The 18,859-nt window shown below is 48.0% G+C and carries 14 protein-coding genes; 9 read left to right on the plus strand and 5 right to left on the minus strand.

The window, feature by feature from the left end; translation table 11 throughout:
• The first annotated feature begins 34 nt into the window (after positions 1–34).
• Positions 35–1,174: a toxic anion resistance protein gene (locus tag CS562_RS10190; protein ID WP_063566020.1), complete on the plus strand. Its 1,140-nt coding sequence runs from the start codon at positions 35–37 to the stop codon at positions 1,172–1,174.
• A 107-nt stretch (positions 1,175–1,281) separates the two neighbouring features.
• On the opposite strand, the gene CS562_RS10195 is transcribed toward CS562_RS10190, so the two are convergent.
• The 3 genes from CS562_RS10195 to CS562_RS10205 form a co-directional block, all read right to left on the minus strand.
• Entirely contained in the window at positions 1,282–1,989 is a 708-nt protein-coding gene (locus CS562_RS10195; protein ID WP_180287090.1) for a YoaK family protein, read from the minus strand.
• A 101-nt stretch (positions 1,990–2,090) separates the two neighbouring features.
• Complete coding sequence (locus CS562_RS10200) at positions 2,091–3,131, minus strand: cupin domain-containing protein (RefSeq protein WP_063566019.1); 1,041 nt, start codon at positions 3,129–3,131, stop codon at positions 2,091–2,093.
• A 167-nt stretch (positions 3,132–3,298) separates the two neighbouring features.
• A complete protein-coding gene (locus CS562_RS10205) occupies positions 3,299–3,907 on the minus strand; it encodes a TetR/AcrR family transcriptional regulator (protein WP_076290386.1) in 609 nt (202 codons plus the stop codon).
• 191 nt (positions 3,908–4,098) lie between these two features.
• Between CS562_RS10205 and CS562_RS10210 the strand changes: the two genes are divergently transcribed.
• Entirely contained in the window at positions 4,099–4,857 is a 759-nt protein-coding gene (locus tag CS562_RS10210; RefSeq protein ID WP_076290385.1) for an SDR family oxidoreductase, read from the plus strand.
• 125 nt (positions 4,858–4,982) lie between these two features.
• Here CS562_RS10210 and CS562_RS10215 read toward each other — a convergent pair whose 3' ends face one another.
• Positions 4,983–6,011, minus strand: coding sequence for a LacI family DNA-binding transcriptional regulator (locus CS562_RS10215; protein WP_099855439.1), 1,029 nt, complete (start codon positions 6,009–6,011; stop codon positions 4,983–4,985).
• Between the two features lie 458 nt (positions 6,012–6,469).
• Between CS562_RS10215 and CS562_RS10220 the strand changes: the two genes are divergently transcribed.
• The 4 genes from CS562_RS10220 (at position 6,470) to CS562_RS10235 (ending at position 11,487) form a co-directional block, all read left to right on the plus strand.
• Positions 6,470–7,756: a sugar ABC transporter substrate-binding protein gene (locus tag CS562_RS10220; protein WP_076290384.1), complete on the plus strand. Its 1,287-nt coding sequence runs from the start codon at positions 6,470–6,472 to the stop codon at positions 7,754–7,756.
• A 96-nt stretch (positions 7,757–7,852) separates the two neighbouring features.
• The gene (locus CS562_RS10225) at positions 7,853–9,208 is read left to right on the plus strand and encodes a carbohydrate ABC transporter permease (RefSeq protein ID WP_076290383.1); all 1,356 of its coding nucleotides are present in this window, start codon (positions 7,853–7,855) and stop codon (positions 9,206–9,208) included.
• Positions 9,205–10,041, plus strand: a complete 837-nt coding sequence (locus CS562_RS10230; protein ID WP_076290382.1) for a sugar ABC transporter permease — start codon at positions 9,205–9,207, stop codon at positions 10,039–10,041. Before CS562_RS10225 ends, CS562_RS10230 begins: the two co-directional genes overlap by 4 nt.
• Positions 10,042–10,200: 159 nt before the next feature.
• Positions 10,201–11,487, plus strand: a complete 1,287-nt coding sequence (locus CS562_RS10235; RefSeq protein WP_099855440.1) for an MFS transporter — start codon at positions 10,201–10,203, stop codon at positions 11,485–11,487.
• 99 nt (positions 11,488–11,586) lie between these two features.
• Here the strand turns inward: CS562_RS10235 and CS562_RS10240 are convergent, their stop codons facing one another.
• On the minus strand, positions 11,587–13,746 hold the full coding sequence (locus CS562_RS10240; RefSeq protein WP_099855442.1) for an alpha-amylase family glycosyl hydrolase: 2,160 nt from the start codon (positions 13,744–13,746) through the stop codon (positions 11,587–11,589).
• Positions 13,747–14,458: 712 nt separating this feature from the next.
• Between CS562_RS10240 and CS562_RS10245 the strand changes: the two genes are divergently transcribed.
• From CS562_RS10245 to CS562_RS10255, 3 genes are read left to right on the plus strand one after another with little or no spacing between them, the layout of a single operon-like run.
• A complete protein-coding gene (locus CS562_RS10245; protein ID WP_099855444.1) occupies positions 14,459–15,832 on the plus strand; it encodes an alpha/beta hydrolase in 1,374 nt (457 codons plus the stop codon).
• Positions 15,833–15,834: 2 nt separating this feature from the next.
• Positions 15,835–17,256: a cysteine peptidase family C39 domain-containing protein gene (locus tag CS562_RS10250; protein WP_099855446.1), complete on the plus strand. Its 1,422-nt coding sequence runs from the start codon at positions 15,835–15,837 to the stop codon at positions 17,254–17,256.
• Positions 17,253–18,665: an ANL family adenylate-forming protein gene (locus tag CS562_RS10255; RefSeq protein ID WP_099855448.1), complete on the plus strand. Its 1,413-nt coding sequence runs from the start codon at positions 17,253–17,255 to the stop codon at positions 18,663–18,665. The genes CS562_RS10250 and CS562_RS10255 overlap by 4 nt, the downstream gene beginning before the upstream one ends.
• The last annotated feature ends 194 nt before the right edge of the window (positions 18,666–18,859 follow it).

Below are 18,859 nucleotides of genomic sequence, written 5' to 3' on the forward strand. Positions count from 1 at the left end.
TTTTATATAGCACGTAATTGAAGGGGGAACTTGGATGTCGTTTTCGATGGAGATACCTAGCCAGAAGGAAATTCAGAAGGTAATAGAGGAGGAAATAAAGCCCGTACCTGCCGAGGTGGCGGAACTGCAGCAAGTCGCAAATGCCAATGTGGAGATGATCATGACACTCGATCTCGAATCGTTGGAGAAACGTAAGGAGATTCTGCAATCCATTGACGGCTTTGGCATGAACACGATGAGATCTTCTTCTGAGAAAAACGCGTTGCTTCAAGTCTCCGTTGGACATCTTTCCAAGACGGGAGACGAGGGCGGTCAGGTCGCCAAAGGCTTGACCGAGCTGCATATGCAACTGAAGGATCTCGACCCTAGCGTGGTCGATTTTGCCAAGACCGGATTCCTTGGTAAATTGTTCAATCCGCTCCGGGCCTATTTCCTGAAATACCAGAAGGCCGACGCGGTTATCGCCGATATCGTGACTTCGCTGGATAAAGGCAGAGCGACCCTGAGAAACGACAATACAACACTGGAGATTGAACAGCAAAATCTGCGGGAACTCACCAAACGACTGCAAAAGGAAATTCAGCTTGGCGTGCTGATGGATGAGTCGATTGACGCACAGATCGAAGCCGCCAAAGTACGGAATGAGGACCCGGAGAAAGTCCGTTTTATCACGGAAGAAGTGCTGTTCCCACTTCGTCAGCGGGTCATGGATTTACAGCAAATGCTGGTGGTGAACCAACAGGGCATCATGGCAATTGAAGTTGTCATCCGCAACAACAAGGAATTGATCCGCGGTGTGGATCGCGCCAAAAATGTAACGATCTCGGCATTGAAAATTGCCGTCACCGTCGCGAGTGCACTTTACAATCAGAAGATTGTATTGCAGAAGATTGAACTGCTTAACCGGACGACCAACGACCTGATCGCAGGTACGTCCAAAATGCTGAAAGATCAGGGCATTGCCATCCAGAAGCAAGCTTATGAGGCCAGCATTTCCGTTGATACGATGAAGCAGGCCTTCACAGATGTGCTTTCCGCGCTCGACTCCATCAGTCTCTATAAGCAGGAGGCCTTGCCACGGATGCGGGAGACGATTAATCAGTTCCGTGAACTGGCGGATACCGGAGAGCAACAGATTCAGCGGTTGGAGAAAGGGCAGAAGCTGGGGCTGTAGTTTGAAAGGCAGTGAGAAGAACACAAGGAAGTTACATGCATGACCTCAAAAAACGGTTGAACTCAGATAAGATCTGGTTCAACCGTTTTTTTTTGCTTTCCTGCTGTTTAGGTCAAATCACGTTGAACGTGGAGGACGTAGGGGATCAGCAGAAGAAGCAGAGCCAGTGAAGCTATCAGGGCAAGTAGCAGGCTTCCTTGGGTTAATAACAGTGCTCCCAGAGCTGCACCGATCACAAAAATAACCCAGGACAGGGCGAGTACTGCCCATTCGGAAGCAGGAGCCTTACCCCGAACGGCTTTGGCCAGTGCCTGTCCAATACCGAATAATGTGCCTGTTACAAATCCTTTGCCCACATCAGCATGAGCAACCATCTGGTGCATAGTGTTTTGCATACCCATGGCAACGGCAATCGGGAAAAGCACGCTCTGGGTATGGAGGAACAGCAAGAATGCAATAGCACCGGCAAACAGCAGGGATTCAAAGCCCAAGATGCCCGCCAGGCGCCATTTTCCCGCTCGATCTGTGATTAACGTACCGATAAAGGCGCCTACAACGAATAAAAAGATGACTAGACCTATATTCGTTAATACAGCGGAGTCTCCTTCAAATAGCGCGATGCCAAGCTTGGTACTGTTACCACTCATGAAAGACAGATATATTTTCCCCAGCTGCAGATATCCGACCGCATCAATGAAACCGGAGATCAGCACAAGCACACATGACAGTAGAAGCCGGGAAAGACCCGGCTCCAGTCGTTCTACGGTATGCCCCACATGTTTGCGATCACTGGTCGAATCGGAAGCAGAAGCCATGATGTCCAACCCCTTTTCCATGATAATGGATTGGTTCCGTGAAATAAGACAGAAGGATTTAATAACTCAGCCCTATGTTCAATAGGTACCGGGTAGTTGAACTATGACTTCGATTTATTCGGGTCAGGTGCGATAAAAAGAGTATCATTCGGAAGCTGTTCGGCTTCCTCTTTGGACATTTCCAGATTTGTGGATAGCACATCATCCGGATTGCCTGCGAGCCACTCGCTTAGATCAATAGCTTCATAATGTCCGCTGTTGAACCCGATTAACACACGGCAGACCTCATCTCCCGTATTTTTGATATAGTGACCTGCACCCATCGGGGCATAACCCACATCACCTGCTTCGAATTGCTCTGTCACCGCATGACCTTCTGCCAGAAATACGGTCATTTCGGCAGTGCCGCTAATGTAATACTGCCATTCGTCGGCGTTTGGATGCCAATGCATCTCTCGCAATGCGCCTGGTTGCAGCTCGATCAATGATCCGGCCATCGTGGTGGAGATGGGGAAATCTTCGACAGTAACCGTACGCTGTGTTCCACCTCCTGGGGCACGTCTGGGCTGCTTGGCATGCAGCGGGTATCGGTGGGGAGTCGTCAGCTCTGAATTGCGGCGATAGGTTCCAGAAGAGGAGCTGTCATTAGGGACAGGTCCTTTGACGAAGTAGGCTTCGCCCTGAGGCAATTTCGCTGCTCGCTCCGGGGTAATCCCAAGATTCTGGGCAACAATGTTGTTTGGTGTATGAGACAGGAAATCGGTAATGCTGAACGTGTGATCTTCCGAGAAATCACCATTATCAAATATCAGAATAAAATGGCATTCGTCCGGTCCCAATCCCTGAATGGAGTGTCCGTAACCACGTGGGAAATACCACACATCTCCTGGCTCAAATGTATCGGTGTACGCATGTCCGTCCGGATGAATGACAGTGGTGCGACAGGAGCCGCTGATCACATAAGCCCATTCCGCCGCATTGGCATGCCAGTGCAATTCACGCATGCCTCCCGGTTCCAGGCGCATGGATACGCCAGCTATTCCAATGGACGCAGGAAAATCCCGAACGGAAGCACCGCGGGTAATACCGCCTGGGCCTGTACGGGGTTCTTTTTGTTCAAGTCGATATTTGAAAGATGTCATCATGATTCCTCCTCATATTATATTAGGTACACATGTAAATAGTTAAATATGGCGTTCATACCTTTTACCCATATTTTGAGAAACTATTCAATTGATTCCTGATTAATATGAGGAAAAAGAGAGACTTTCATTCAAAACTTATGCTGGTTTGTCTGTACGTGTTGTACTTAGGGCGACTTATACGAGGTATGGTACACGACATTACCAGGTTTGAAATTAATGATTTTAAATAACTCATCTGCCATATAAGCCGGAGTATGTTTGAATTCCTGCCGAATCCATTCAATAATCATGCCGAATATCGCATGGGATTGATAACTTGCCAACAGCTCGCGATTGATGTGGGACGGAAATATTTCGTTGAGGTCCTGAAGGGCAAGGTCACGCAGAACATCGCAGATCATTTGCTGAAAATTGGATGATGCCTCCGATTTCACAACAAGGGTGTAGAATTGCGCATGCTGATGCACATGTTCGAATATTTTGATTGCCGAAGAGGGCATATGACTTACTTCAAATATTTCTTTATCCAGATAAGGTTCACGATAGGAGAAGACCAGATCCTTAATGATGTCATCGATGATCTCATTGAACAGGTCTTCTTTGTATTGATAGTGTCTGTAAAAGGTGCCCCGATTCAGATCCGCCAGCTGTACGATATCGGTAATGGATATTTCTTTGAACGGCTGCTTTTGCATCAATTGGATGAGGGCATCCTTTAGTGCCGCTTTGGATTTCTTAATTCTTCGATCCATGGAACTCGGAAGTTCGGTCATATGCAGTACTCCTCGTAAACAGGTATTTTAAGATAAAGTACATTTGGAATTAGAAGTGTTGATTAACGTACAATTGGACAAGCTTTTACTGATTGAACAGGAATGCTATGACTTATTATACTAATGATAAGAGTTAATGAACATTTGTTTGTTAACTTATTGTAAACGAATACATGGAGGTTGATACAATTATGAGACTTCAAGATAAAGTAGCTGTAGTAACAGGTGCGGGTTCTGGCATGGGCAAAGCAATTGCAACACTTTACGCGCAAGAAGGTGCTAAGGTGGTTGTATCGGATATCAATGAAGCTTCAGCGAAGGCAGTTGCTGAGGATATCAAGGCAAATGGTGGAGAAGCGACGTTTGTGGTTGCGAATGTGGCGAAGGAAGAGGATATTCAGAACCTGATCGATACGACGGTTAACACCTATGGAACCGTGGACATTCTGGTCAATAATGCAGGCATTATGGACGGCATGGAGCCAGTTGCCGATGTTCTGGATGACAAGTGGGAAAGAGTATTTGCAATCAACACGACCAGTGTCATGCGTGCAACACGCAAAGTGTTGCCAATCTTCCTGGAGAAACAAAAAGGAGTCATTGTGAATATCGCCTCAGCAGGTGGGTTAAACGGTGGACGAGCAGGTGCAGCCTATACGGCCTCCAAACATGCAGTGGTAGGATTAACGAAAAACACTGGCTTCATGTATGCCGAACAAGGCATTCGTTGTAATGCCATTGCTCCAGGCGGGGTGGCAACCAACATCAGTTCGTCCATGGACGGGATAAGCCCATTTGGTGCAGGGCGACAACAGCTGGGCATGGCGATCAATCCACGTGTGGGGACGAGTGAAGAAATTGCACAGGTGGCGCTGTTCCTTGGTTCCGATGAATCCAGCTTCGTGAACGGAACAGTTGTAACGGCAGATGCAGGATGGAGCTCTTACTAATCCATCGTTTATAACTGAAATATGGAAAGAAGCTCATACCAATGTATGGGCTTCTTTTTGCATGTCCACAACAGGCGTGAATGTGGAACATTAGGGCAGTAGGACAAACGTTTGCACAAACATGTCTACGCATTCCCGGATAACGTAAATAGGGACGAATCCCGAACAATCAAGCGGTGCGGAATAATAACAGGATTCTGAGGCAGGTGTTCACCGTTTAGAATTTTTAACAATACCTGAACCGCAGTATAGCCCAGCTGATAAGTTCCGATATCAATCGAACTAAGCGGCGGCGAAGCAAGTTCCGACAAGGCAATGTTGTTAAAGCTCACAACACTTATATCTTCAGGAACGTTGTATCCCAGCTCGGCCAGAGCGCGAAGCACGCCAAACGCAACATTGTCGTCGATGACAACGAGGGCAGTAGGCCTGTCGGGTAGTGACATGAACAGGGACATCGACCGGAAGCCGCTTTCCTGCAGGAATTCTCCCTCCACGATCCAGTCATTGTTAGCATCAAGCCCCGCTTCTTCAAGCGCATTTTTGTATCCAAGCAGGCGATCATGAGACAACGTCAAATCTGGTGGTCCGCTAACAAATCCAACTCGTTTATGCCCTTGGGCAATCAGATGTGTGGTTGCATCGAAAGCTGTCTGTACATTGTTGTTGTCCACCATCGGAGCATCAGGATGCGTTTCGCTGCGGCCGATCAGTACAAAAGGAAACTTTTCCGCCTCCAAAAACGAAATAATCGGATCTTCCCGTTTGGAGCCAAGCAGCAAAATGCCATCCACGCGCCGCCCATGTACCAGGCGAGATATGGCATTCAATTCATCGCTGGAAGACGTTTCGGTGGAGAGAAGAAGTTCATAATTCATACGGGTGGCATGGGTAATGATTCCCCGAAGCAATTCTCCGAAAAAGTAGTTCTGAAATAGCTCTTCAGCAGGTCGGGGCAGCATGATACCCAGGGTTTGAGTCGTTTTGGAAACAAGGCTTTTGGCCATCATATTTGGATGATAATTCATTTCTTTCATGATTTGCTTCACTTTGAGTGATGTTTCCGTACTGATTCTGGGATGGTTGGAAATAACCCGTGAGACCGTAGAAGGGGATACACCCGCCAATTTGGCAATATCTTTGATTGTAATCATGTGAAAAATCCCTTCTGTACAAGCATTTCAACATGTCTCCTATGTTAATTCAAAGACTTCGATAAATCAATTGCTAACTACTTCATGGTAAAGAGGAGAAACGAAAAATAAAGGAAGATGGTGGGAGATCAAGCAAATAGGAAATTACAGAAAGAAACACCACAAAAGTGACGGAAAATGAACGAAAATGACTTGTGCAAACGTTTGTACAAACAAAGTTTGCTGTTGTATGATGTTATTGTTATTATAGCGCTTACATGAATTAAATCAACATACTTCCTAGAATATTCATCCCGATTACATAAGGATTGGACCAGTCTGAGGTTAATATGAGCAAACGTTTGTATTACTTTCAAACGGATACACACTGAACTTCGGAGTACAGGAACAGTACACAGAAAAACGGGTGAAAAGCGCGAGTACAGCATCGATCAAGACTACGAAAAGGGGGAAATTCAATGAGAAAATGGCAGCAAGCAGCACTTGCAGGTTTCATGGCACTTGCACTTACCGCATGTTCAAGCGGAGGTGGAGGCGCTGCGCCAACCACAACAGACAGCGGTGAGACTGGGGAAACCATAGTGACCGCGGAAAATATTCAGCCAGAAGAGGGCGCGAGCCTTGTCATATGGGAGGATAAAAATCAGCGCAGCTTTATCGAGGAGCGTGCGAAGAAATTTGAAGAGGAGTACGGCGTTACTGTAAAGATCGAGGAATTGCCACCGACCGATCAAGTGACCAAGCTCACTACGGACGGACCCGCAGGATTGGCTGCGGATGTAGTCGTTTTCCCGCATGACAAGATTGGTAGCGCTTCAGAAGCCGGACTGATCTTGCCGAACGATATTTTTGAGCAGCAGACTACACAATCTACCAGTGACAATGCGGTTAAAGCCGTAACTTTCAAAGACATCTTATACGGATATCCCTACAGCGTAGAAACCTATGCATTGTTTTATAACAAAAAGCTTTATCCCGAAGCACCGAAATCATTTGATGACATTATCAGCTTTGCCAAAACATTTAATGATACCAAAAACAACAAATACACCTTGATGTGGGAGCTTCAGCAGTTTTATTACAACTTTGCTTATCTGGCTTCTCAGGGCGGATATATCTTTGGCGATGAAGGCATGAACAGCGAGGATATTGGTCTTAACAATGAGGGAGCCATCAAGGGCGGTCAGTTCTTGCAAACGCTGAAATCGGAAGTACTGCCTGTGAAGATGGGTGATGTGAACTATGACATCAAGAAAGGCCTCTTTTCAAGCGGGAAACTGGCTATGGATATTAACGGACCTTGGTCCATCGCCGATTATCGGAATGCTGGCATTGACTTCGGTGTTGCGCCACTTCCGGCGATTGAAGGCAAACCGATGACCTCCTTCTCTGGAGTCAAGGCATATTACGTCAATGCATTTACAACCTATCCGAATGCTGCCAAGCTGTTTGCGGCCTATCTCTCCAGTGCCGAATCCCAGATGGTCAACTTTGAGATGAACGGAACTCTCCCGGCCAATAAAGACGTGGCGGCAGATCCGAAGATTCAAGGGGATGAAATCACGAAGGCATTCCTTGAGCAATTCAACAACTCCACCCCAATGCCTTCGCTTCCTGCCATGGATAGCGTGTGGGGTCCCATCAGCGCGGCGATTACCGACATATGGGATGGAGGCAAGGATGTAAAAACCTCTCTGGATAACGCAGTCAAACAAGTCAAGGAGAGCCTTGCAACCACCCAATAAAATAAAAAATGAGCAGGTGCAGAGGAAGCTAACATGTCCTCTGCACTCTGCTATAACTGATCGGTAACTTCGCTTGCCGGGAAGGAGTAGGAATGAATGAAACAACAGCATGTTCCAGTCACTGTTAAGCCGAATCGAGAAAGACAGCATCGTATGACAGCGGCTGTGTTGTCCGTTGTCCTGCAAGGACTTGGACAGTTGTATAACCGTCAATGGATCAAGGGAATTTGTTTTCTGATCCTAGAGGGAGTGGGACTCGCATATCTGATACCCCGTTTGAATCATGCTGTATGGGGGGTATGGACGCTGGGCGAGCAGACGCAGCGTTTCGTCAAGGTCAATGGATCAACGGTGCTGCAGCAGGGCGACCACTCCATCTTTTTGCTGCTCAACGGAATCATAGTACTTTTGGTATTTTTCGTTTTTCTTCTTCTGTATATATTCAATATCCGGGATGCGTACATCACGGGAAAATTAAGAGAGGAAGGCAAGCAAGCCACCAGAGCTTCTGCTTCCCTGAGATATCTGCTCGATAAACAATTCCCGTATCTTTTCTTATCCATCCCTGCGCTCGGCATCCTGTTTTTCACCATTATGCCGATTTTGTTTACGATTACCCTGGCCTTCACCAATTACTCGGCACCGGATCATATTCCGCCTGCCAAGCTGGTGGACTGGGTCGGCTTCAAGACATTCACGGATCTGGTCCAGCTTAAATCGTGGAGCCATACCTTCTTTGGCGTATTAACGTGGACCGTAATCTGGGCCATCCTGGCAACGGTCACTACGTATTTCGGCGGGGTGCTGGTTGCACTTCTCATCGAGCAGAAAGGTATTCGTTTCAAAAAGGTATGGCGGACGATATTCATTCTTCCTTATGCCATTCCACAGATTATCTCACTGCTTCTGATGCGTAACCTGTTCAACGGACAGTTTGGTCCGATTAATACGTATATGAAGGCTTTTGGCCTTGAGGGGTTGCCATGGTTAACCGATCCATTCTGGGCAAAAGTTACAGTCGTCATTGTAAACATGTGGATTGGAATTCCAGTCAGCATGGTTCTCATACTGGGCGTGCTGACGGCGATTCCACGGGATTTGTATGAAGCGGCTGAGGTAGACGGTGCGTCCGGCTTTCAGAAGTTCCGCATCATTACGCTTCCTTTTATCATGTTCGCTACGACACCGGTGCTCATTATGCAATTTGCCGGGAATTTCAACAACTTCAACGTCATCTTCCTGCTGACGAACGGTAATCCGCTGCGTGGTGATTATCAATATGCGGGATCAACCGATCTTCTCGTGACCTGGTTGTATAAATTAACGTTGGATAACAACAAGTTCAATATGGCTTCGGCGGTAGGCATCATTATTTTCCTGATTATTGCGTCGTTCTCCATCTGGAATTTCCGTCGTTCCAAATCGTTCAAGGAGGAGGACATGATTCAATGAAAAAGCGCAATAATCCCATGCGTCTGGCGATCAGTTATGTGCTGCTGGTCATCATTGCCATCGTATCGGTGTATCCCGTCTTGTGGATATTTCTCTCGTCCCTGCGTCCAGGGGCAGCGCTCTACAGCGAACGTCTGTGGCCTGAAGCGTTCACGCTGGCCCATTACGGGGAATTGTTTACCAACCCGTCGTTCATGTATGGCACTTGGTATCTGAACACGTTGAAGATCGCCTTTTTCACGATGATTTTCTCCACGCTTATGGTTACTTTGGGCATGTATGCCTTGTCCCGTTTCCGTTTTCGCGGTCGTAAGACCATTCTATCCACGATGTTGATTCTGGGGATGTTTCCCAGCTTCATGAGCATGATTGCCATTTATATTATTTTGCTTCAGATCAAATTGCTGGACACCCATGCCGCGTTGATTCTGGTTTATTCGTCCGGAGCCGTGTTGGGTGGATTTATTGTCAAAGGGTTCTTTGATACCATCCCGCGCAGTTTGGATGAAGCAGCACGAATTGATGGTGCCAGTCATCTGCGTGTGTTCACCAGTATCATTCTGCCGTTGTCCCGGCCGATGCTGACCTATGTAGCCTTAACCAGCTTCACTGGTGCGTGGATGGACTTTATTTTTGCCCGACTGGTACTTCGGACAAAAGAGAACTGGACACTTGCAGTTGGCATGTGGGACCTGGTTAGCCGTTATCAGGACAGTAACTTTACGATGTTTGCTGCCGGGGCGGTACTGATCGCCATTCCAATTACGTTATTGTTTGTATTCCTGCAACGCTTCCTGGTGCAGGGGCTGACCTCTGGCGCTTCCAAAGGATAAAAGGTTAAGAGGATAAACACCCAAATCGCATAGACAGCCTGTAGAACATATTCAGGCCACCAATCAGGCGCTTCTGAGAGGTTCCATTCATCGCTGGAACTGCTCCGGAAGCGCCTGCCTGCTGTTTGAGATCCAAATGACAAGAGGAGGAAAAGATCGATGGGAACGCTACAGTCCCCAGAACCGGAATTGGGACCGAACGGGGCTCTTGCGGCTGCGGAAAGTCAGAAAATGGCCAACAGGGCGCTTTGGCGCAATGTTGCTTATCGCAGAATTTTGTGTGGCTATGGCATCTCGGTATTTGGTGATTGTTTCAACGGCATTGCCATCAGTCTGTGGGTATTGCAGACCACGGGAAGTGCGAAGAGCATGGCAGCTGTACAAGTATGTAATATGGTCGTCAGTTTTCTGTTCGGATCATTCGCGGGTACGTTTGCCGACAGGCTGGATCGCAGAACATTGATGTTGTCGTCGGATTTGTTTCGTGGGGCTATGGCGTTTATCATCGCGGTGAGTCTGTTTGTGCTGCATGCTCCTTTTCCAATCGTACTGCTCATGCTTTCCCTTTCGATGTTCTCCAGCCTGTTTCAGGCGCCTGCATTTCATGCTTCGGTAACCAGTCTGGTGGGGAGGGAGCATCTGCAGCAAGCTACAGGAACCATTCATCTTGTCGATAATATTGCACGTATAAGTGGACTGGCAGCAGCGGGGATTGCGGTTTCTGCATTTGGAGGGTTTACGGCTATTATGATTACGGGTGTGACCTTTCTGCTATCTGCGATATGTGTAATGTTGGCCGGGAGTTTTCCGGATGTACAACGCTCTTCGATGCATAGAGGATCGTTTGTAAAGGAGTGGGGTGGTTCATTTTCCTACATCTTTGCACATCCACTGATTCGCTCTATCGTTATTCTTAATCCGCTGCTGATTCTTTTCTTCATGTCAGCCATCATGCTTGTTCAGGTCATGGCCGTCAAAGTATGGCAGGCGAATCCAGTCCAGTTCGGACTGATTGAGACATGTATTCCACTGGGGTACATGCTGGGTTCCGGGATTCTGATTGCCTCAGGCAATCGGCTGAAACGAAGGGGGAGATGGGTGTTCATCGGTCTGCTGGTTCTCGGCCCACTGTATATGCTGTTAGCCAATGTATCTTCTCCTTTGGTGGCCTTGCCGCTGATCATTGCTGGGGGAGCCATGTTTGCGTGCTGTACGATGTTAACCCAGATCATGATGCGTGCCGAGGTTCCCGATGAGCTGCAGGGGAGAATCTACGGGGTGCTTGGAACCATAACAAGTACAGCCCCAATCCTGGGATTAACGGTGGTTTCCGTTTTGGCTGATCAGTGGGGTGCCCAAACCGTGCTGGAGAGTCTGGGATCATTGCTGCTGGTGGTAGGGATTATTGCAGCAGCAGGATTAAAATCCATTCGGACCTATCGATAGTTAATGCATGCCATAGATAAGGACGAGCCTAATCAAAGAACCCGGAAGCAGACGCTCATTGCGTCTGACTCCGGGTTCTTTGATAGGACGGTGAAGGAATTAAGGCTGCCAGTCCACTGTAACGGTAGCCGTTCCACTGGCTGGTGTGGTGAAGGTATGGTTGTTGCCATTTTCCCACGTGATGGTAGAGCCGTTCTTTTTGAAGAACTTGAATTCCAGATTCGTTCCGGCTGGCACACTCACGTCATAATACCAGGTTGGATAGGAATAGATCACCTGATTGAACGCCGGACCAATGGCGAGAGGGCCTGTGGACCAGTTACCCAGTTCCGCGACATTGCCCGTCAGATAGAGATTCTGACCGAGTGTCGTGGATGCATTGTTGATGACAAACCGCACGGAAACCTGGTTGCCACTAAGAATCGTGAAATTGTTATAAGTGTTGCTGTTGACTCCGCTCGCTGCAACTTTGACTGCATAGTTGCCGGCAGCAACTGCAGGGATGGTCACTTTGATCTGAGTATCTTCCCATGATGTAATGGATGAACCGGTAACAGCGGTTGTTCCGAAATAGACAGTGCCTTTGGTAGTACCAAATCCACGACCATCAATGGTAACGGTATTACCCGCTTTACCCATTACAGGGCCCACATGCCCGATGGTTGGTGTAGTGGTATTGGCTGTATACTGCCAGACTGCTGTAGCTCCTGCTGCCAAAGTGAAGTTAGCGACGTTACCTCCTGTAGAGGTAATGTTATTACCACTTAATGCACCTGCAAGAACATCGTTGTATGTACCCGAAGGAAGCGAAGTGGTCAGACCACTGATGGATGTGGGAGTCGAAAGATTACGGTTAACCGCTACGACGGCCACGTTGTTGCCGAATTTACGTTCATACACATACACATCGTTGTTAATCCAGCGCTGCTGGGTTGTTCCATAGGCGATGGCTGGATTGGTTTTGCGCAATGGAGCGAGCTTGCTGATGACGTTAAAAGCAGTTGTTGTTTTGGAGAACGAAGGCATTTTAGCACGGTTATCCGGGTCACCGTTACCTGTCATATACTGCTCAGTGCCATAATAGATGGCTGGTACGCCCCGTGAGGTAAGTGTAAATGCAAGAGCTTGTTCCAAGCGACGGTTGTTAACGGCACTTGTTTTGAAGCGATCCATGTCATGGTTATCAATAAAAGTCACTTGGTCATTCACCTGTGCATAATCAGCGGCAGTGCTGGTGATCATGGAATCCAGGGCAACCATCGTGGATGTGTTATCACGGAACACGTTACGTACTTCATTGTTGAAACGGAAGTCAAGCAGACTCATGCCGGACTGGTTGGCGAAGTTGGTATTGTCCGCATCGGATGCGGATGAACCCAGGAACCATTCACCAAACGTGAATACCGGTTTGTAGCCATAGATGGAGGACATCCAGTTCTTTTGCCATCCCATCGGCATATGCTTCACCGCATCCACCCGGATTCCGTCAATACCCATATCCAGCCAGAGCTTGATCGCATCCTTGAAGTAGGTGTCAATGGTGCTGTTATTGTGATTCAGGTCAGCAAGATCATAGAGGTTTTTGTAGATACCGTTCTCCAGTGTGGAGAAGTCGGAACCGCCATTGTGGTGGAAAAGTTTGTTCGTATCATTGGTGTAGCCACCAAGCAGCGTACCGTTATTGTACAACTTTCCATTCTCTGCGAACGAGGTGTCGGTTTCCATGGCAGGAGAGGTATGGTTGGGAGCAAAATCAATGATGACTTTAATGCCTTTGGCATGTGCCGTATTGATCAGATTCTGGAAATCGGTCATCGTACCGAAAGCAGGATTGGTCTTCTTGAAGTCACGTGCCCAATAGCCGTGATAAGCCGTATTGTTAACACCGGAATAGTTAATCAGCGAGTAAATGTTCTCCACAGGCTGGGAAATCCAGAGTGCCGTAATGCCGAGATCGGAAAAATAGTTGTCGTTGATCTTGTTGATCAGTCCTTGCCAGTCGCCCCCGCAATAGAGCTTCAGGTTAGAACAGGAGGCGTCATAGGCTCCCCCGGTAGGGTTGTTGGAGGGATTGCCGTCCAGAAAGCGGTCGGTAAATACCTGATAAATAACATCGGTGCTGAAGTTCTGCTTGTTGCTTACAGCCGTATCAGCATCTGCAAATACGGAGGCCGCCGGGAATAATGGCAGTGCACTTCCGGCCAGCAAGCTGAAGCTCAACGTGGTACTGAGGATGATTCGCTTGGTCCATTTGAACATTGGTAATCCACCCTTCGTTTATTATATAAATTGAACTAAAGAATATTTACACTTACCACTCCGATGACAGAACAACCTTCCGATCGCTGTTATCCCCAGATTTTTTTGATGCCCTTTTCAAAGGGGGAAATCCGGGGATAAAGGCGAAGCGTATGCTTCCGATGGAGCTTTCCTTCAGAAAGCTTTTAGCTTCACTTCTTCAGGTTATTTCTGTCCTCTCCGTTCTCGTGCAAATGTGTAGTTCAATTTATATAGATTTGTGATCTCTTTTTTGATTGGAAAAGCGCTTTCAACATTGGACGTTGGTAGGTTATTCTTAACGATATCCCCCCTTTATGAACGCCAACAACCCCGGCACCTCCTACTGGAGTTACCGGGGTTGTCCTAAACCGATTGGGTTTAAAAGCATGGCCCTCTAGTTATAATCACAACGTTATGATAATTAAATAATGGTTTGGTTGTCAATAACTTTTTCTTGAGCATTTTTTTTCTATTTCCATATTTACAAATCAGGCTCAACAGATTTAAACTATTCGCAGACCCACCAATATAAGGGCTATGCATTTTAGAACATTTCGGTGTTTTAAAACAACCCCGTCTCTTCAGAGACGGGGTTGTTTGTCGATGTAGCCGAGGGAAGAACGAATCAGAACTAACAGAAAACCCCGGTAGTGTAAAAGCGAAGTCTATAGGAGAGGCGGTTGATGGATCAGTGAACACTCATTCTGTTATCGAATGTGTGGAAGGTTTCAAGGCGTCCAGGCTGGACAACACAAGGAAGATTTTTATCTATTTGCCACCAGGCTATAAGGAGCATGTGGATCAACGCTATCCGGTGTTATACATGCATGCGGGTCAGAGAGCCTTCGGCTCTTCGACTGCGGGAAATGAAACGTGGCACGTGGATCAGGCGGCAGACCAACTGATTGATCAAGGCTTGATGGATGGATTGATCATTGTCGGAATTGCCCATGTTCGTCCGGTTACACACAATGAATTCTATCATTTTATTGCGCCTGCAAGAGAAGCGGTGAGTGTGGGCTGCTCAGGCCTGGATTATGAACACTTTATCATTCATGAACTGAAACCATTTATTGACGAGCATTACCGCACACTTCCAGACAAGGACAATACGGGACTGCTTGGTTCTTCCGCAGCGGCACTCAGCACCTTCCATATAGGAACACGTCATCCTGATATTTTTGGCAAACTGATCATGCTCTCTCCCTTTTTCGTGGATGTGCAGCTGGATGAAACGTCGGAGAGCAGGTTACAGGAGGAGGATATGTACCTCTTGCCTGAGGGCAGTGCTCCCATTCAAATGTGGATGGATATAGGAGATGCAGAAGGATTATTTCTTCCTTACCAGGTAAGGAATGTAGCCCATCAGATGCTTGAACTGGGATATAAGTCTGGCAAGGACATCGCATTTCTGGAACAGCCGGATGCAGGTCATCAGGAGGCGGATTGGGGAGAGCGAGTTCATATTCCGCTACTGTATATGTTCGGCCGAATCGGCAATCCAGTCTCTCTGGAGCTGATGGGAAGGGACGTTATTGGATTGAAGGGAGGCATGAGCGTGCACATCAATGCGCTGCTTCATTACGACAGCGGGTTCACCATGAGTGTGCTTGAAGGGGAATATCATTCCGATCAACCCGATGTTCTTGAGGTTCGACCCACTGGGGAACTGGTTCCTGTCAAGATGGGACATGCAATTGTTACCCTGACGGTGGGAGAGTTGACGGCATCACGGATGTACACGGTTGTGGAAGAATTATCGGGTCACGTGACAGTCTGCATGAGTGCCGAGGTACCGTTTCAAGACATGTATGATGACTCGATCTACGGAGGCATGGGCATGAAGCTTCTGCACACCGGAGGTGGCGATTATGAGGGCTGCTTCGAGGTTCCACGTGACAGCGGATTTCGGTTCAGGTTCACGAGAGGTTTCCGGCAGTTTGAAACCGATGCAGATGGCAAGGCACTGCCCAATCGGGTGTTTCGTGCCCATGATAACCTGTCTCTTCATTACATAATCCAGTCTTGGGGCAGCACGGCTGCCAAAGCCGGGAACAGGAGGTAGCCATGATTAGTCAACCATTTCAACCAACGATGGATATTCCGTATTATTATCCCTGTAATTTTCCTTTGATTCACGAAATCCTTCAGCGTCAGGGCTCGATAAGCAGTCTCGGCCTGTTAGCTTCCAGCCGCTTGTATAGTCTGACTTCCTGTTCGGATCGTGGCCTGATCAAGCCTTACTTTCATAAGCTGGATTATGAGGAGCCGATGTGGGAAGTGTTTGGAGAACGGGAGTTTGACAGCTTCGAACAAGGAAAGGCATATATTCGGGAACGGCTTGAAAATGAGGGGCCTTTGGTCGTTACAGGCACAAGTTATTGCTTGCCTTATGGGGATGATTATCGAAATCCCGAGTATATTCATAAACTCGTTAAACAAGACTCACGCCTGCATCTGGTCGATCATTGGCTGGCTGTGTACGGAATGGATGAGGAGCATTTCTATGTCTATGACCCCGTTCCCTCCAAATACATGGGAGCTGTGTCATCACCTGATTTCCAAGAGTTCTGGAAAGGAAACAAAAATATCTCCGAGCTCGAAATAGCCCGGCGCAAAGAAACATTACGAACATATGGCACGATGGAGATCCGTGCTGTGGAAACACTCGACTCCGCAGGCTATCGGAACATGTTGCGCTCTGCGCTGGCGACACAGGCCTATGAATTCATCGCGGGCAGAACGATCTGGGAGGGCAATCGAAGCTATTATTTTGGACAGGCTGTCACATCACAATTGTTACAAAGATTGCACCCGGATGCCGAGGTGGATCGGGAACAGGAGAAAGCCATCTCCGCGTTCCTGTTCGACATGCGCTGGAGCCGCTACTTTTTCCGCGATTTGCTGGAGGAAGCAGCCAAATGGCTCAATTCTCCTCATGATCAATATGTTGAGGAATTCGGTGCAATGATAGCCCGGTGGGAACAGGCGCATAAGCTGCTGCAGATCGCCAGAATGAAACGAAGCCCTGAATGGCGGGAGCAGTTAACGGATATTATCGAACAATTGGCGGCGGACGAATTACGCTGGTACGAAGCGCTAATGACGACACATCAGCATGCCGATCGCTTCAGACAGATCCCATCGACTGTGGAAAATCCCGGGCCTACGCCTTCACATCGGGAAGTCATTGAGCGGATTGTGCTGGACAGCTGCGATGAGCTTAATCGGTACCATAACGCGCCCATTCCACTAGAGCATGGCTTGCAGGCACCCCTATATGGAAGTCGTGGAAGACTGGACTCCCTTGAACTTGTAACTCTACTTGCGGTTATCGAGCAAAGTGTTGAAGATACGTTCGGTGTAGGGATAACCCTCGCTGAAATGGCGGCTGCTTCCATGCCAGAAAGTCCTTATCGAACGGTGGAATCACTGGTTGAGTATCTGGAGGCGCAATTGAAACCTTGCCCAAAGGATGATGAGGGATGAATATCACTTTTCTTCTGGAACGGTTCGCCGCGTATGACCATCGTCCTGCGTTGATATGGAAGGGCGAACATTATAGTTATAACTGGTTATTGGATCAGATTCACACCTTTAGCCAATGGATTTCCAGTGAAGGGCTCGAAGGGGCGATCGTTGTGCTGGAAGAGGATTATTCTCCTTATGCCGCAGCAGCATTGATCGCTCTTCTGGAGCAAAATTGTATTGTGGTTCCGATGGATCGACACTTGGTTGAGGCTAAACGGAATGATTATACAGCGCTCGCTCAGGCAGAATGGCGCATGAGTGTTGGGAAAGGGGCAGCTATAGCCAGACGTTGCTCCGTGCAAGGCTCTCGGTCCCCGATTTTGGCAAGGCTGAGTCAGGAAAAGAACGCAGGTCTGGTAATCTTCTCATCCGGATCGACAGGGCAAAGCAAAGCTGCTGTTCACAGCGCGGATCGTCTGTTGCACGGGTTCAGGCGGCAAGTTCGGCCGCTCTGTACCATTCCGTTCATGATGTTTGATCACATTGGCGGATTGAATACGATGCTGCAATCCCTGTCCAGCGGCGGCTGTTTATGCGTCATACCGAATCGCTCCCCCCTAGAAGTATGCAAAACCATTGAAAAGTATCGTGTTCAGGCCTTGCCAGTCTCACCAACGTTCATGAATTTGCTGCTCCTTAGTGGAGTCTATCGGGAGTTCGATCTATCCAGTCTCGAAGTGGTCTCCTATGGTTCAGAGGTCATGCCAGAGGCGCTGCTTACCGCATGGAATAGACAGTTTCCGAATGTACGTACGGTGCAGGCTTACGGCATGTCGGAGCTTGGCATTCTGCCGACACGCTCCAAAGATTCCGGTTCATTGCAATTTACGGTTCGTGATGGGGAAGTCCATTATCGGATTGTGGACGGGCTGCTTGAGATCCAAACGAAAACGGCCATGATCGGGTATCTGAACGCTCCGTCTCCGTTCACGGAAGATGGCTGGCTCCAGACCGGGGATGAAGCAGAGATGGAGGATGGTTACATTCGCATTTTGGGTCGCCGCTCCGAGATCATTAATGTAGGCGGACGTAAGGTTTATCCTGCGGAAGTGGAGAGTATTCTGGAACAAATGGAATTCATTGAAACGGCAGTCGTGAGTGGCGAGCCGAGTGGGATCATGGGACAGATGGTAAAGGCCACGGTCAGACTTACAGGTGAGCAGCCTCTTACGGAACTGCGCAGACAAATCTGGGATTTTTGCCGAGACAAGCTGCCTCAGTACAAAATTCCACAAAAGATTGTGATTACTCAGGAGACATTAACAAGCCCAAGAATGAAGAAAATAAGAAATCCCGTTCCAAGCTCATCTGTTCAGGATGAGGTTGCGGCAAGCTTGGAGGAAGATTTGGAAGGGACACAGCACTGATTGAACGAATGAATAAAGTGACTCCATGAATGCCAATACAGCAGGGGACATCATGAGTTGTAATTGGAGAGGGGAACCGTTGGATGCATTACGCATCTACGGTTCCCCTTTTGTTGAACAGAGTCGAAGTGATTCGTACGAGAGATATCCTTTCACACAATTTAATGGGAGATAGCCTCATACGACGTACCAAC

It is taken from the genome of Paenibacillus sp. LK1 (genome assembly GCF_002750415.1).
GTDB classification, from domain to species: domain Bacteria; phylum Bacillota; class Bacilli; order Paenibacillales; family Paenibacillaceae; genus Paenibacillus; species Paenibacillus taichungensis.

Bases quoted from the DNA above. Each gene is read 5' to 3' on its own strand.
- CS562_RS10250 (WP_099855446.1), top strand. From the start codon at position 15,835: ATGATTAGTCAACCATTTCAACCAACGATGGATATTCCGTATTATTAT.
- CS562_RS10200 (WP_063566019.1), bottom strand. From the start codon at position 3,131: ATGACATCTTTCAAATATCGACTTGAACAAAAAGAACCCCGTACAGGC.
- CS562_RS10230 (WP_076290382.1), top strand. From the start codon at position 9,205: ATGAAAAAGCGCAATAATCCCATGCGTCTGGCGATCAGTTATGTGCTG.
- CS562_RS10225 (WP_076290383.1), top strand. From the start codon at position 7,853: ATGAAACAACAGCATGTTCCAGTCACTGTTAAGCCGAATCGAGAAAGA.
- CS562_RS10235 (WP_099855440.1), top strand. From the start codon at position 10,201: ATGGGAACGCTACAGTCCCCAGAACCGGAATTGGGACCGAACGGGGCT.
- CS562_RS10215 (WP_099855439.1), bottom strand. From the start codon at position 6,011: ATGATTACAATCAAAGATATTGCCAAATTGGCGGGTGTATCCCCTTCT.
- CS562_RS10255 (WP_099855448.1), top strand. From the start codon at position 17,253: ATGAATATCACTTTTCTTCTGGAACGGTTCGCCGCGTATGACCATCGT.
- CS562_RS10240 (WP_099855442.1), bottom strand. From the start codon at position 13,746: ATGTTCAAATGGACCAAGCGAATCATCCTCAGTACCACGTTGAGCTTC.
- CS562_RS10210 (WP_076290385.1), top strand. From the start codon at position 4,099: ATGAGACTTCAAGATAAAGTAGCTGTAGTAACAGGTGCGGGTTCTGGC.
- CS562_RS10220 (WP_076290384.1), top strand. From the start codon at position 6,470: ATGAGAAAATGGCAGCAAGCAGCACTTGCAGGTTTCATGGCACTTGCA.
- CS562_RS10195 (WP_180287090.1), bottom strand. From the start codon at position 1,989: ATGGCTTCTGCTTCCGATTCGACCAGTGATCGCAAACATGTGGGGCAT.
- CS562_RS10205 (WP_076290386.1), bottom strand. From the start codon at position 3,907: ATGACCGAACTTCCGAGTTCCATGGATCGAAGAATTAAGAAATCCAAA.
- CS562_RS10190 (WP_063566020.1), top strand. From the start codon at position 35: ATGTCGTTTTCGATGGAGATACCTAGCCAGAAGGAAATTCAGAAGGTA.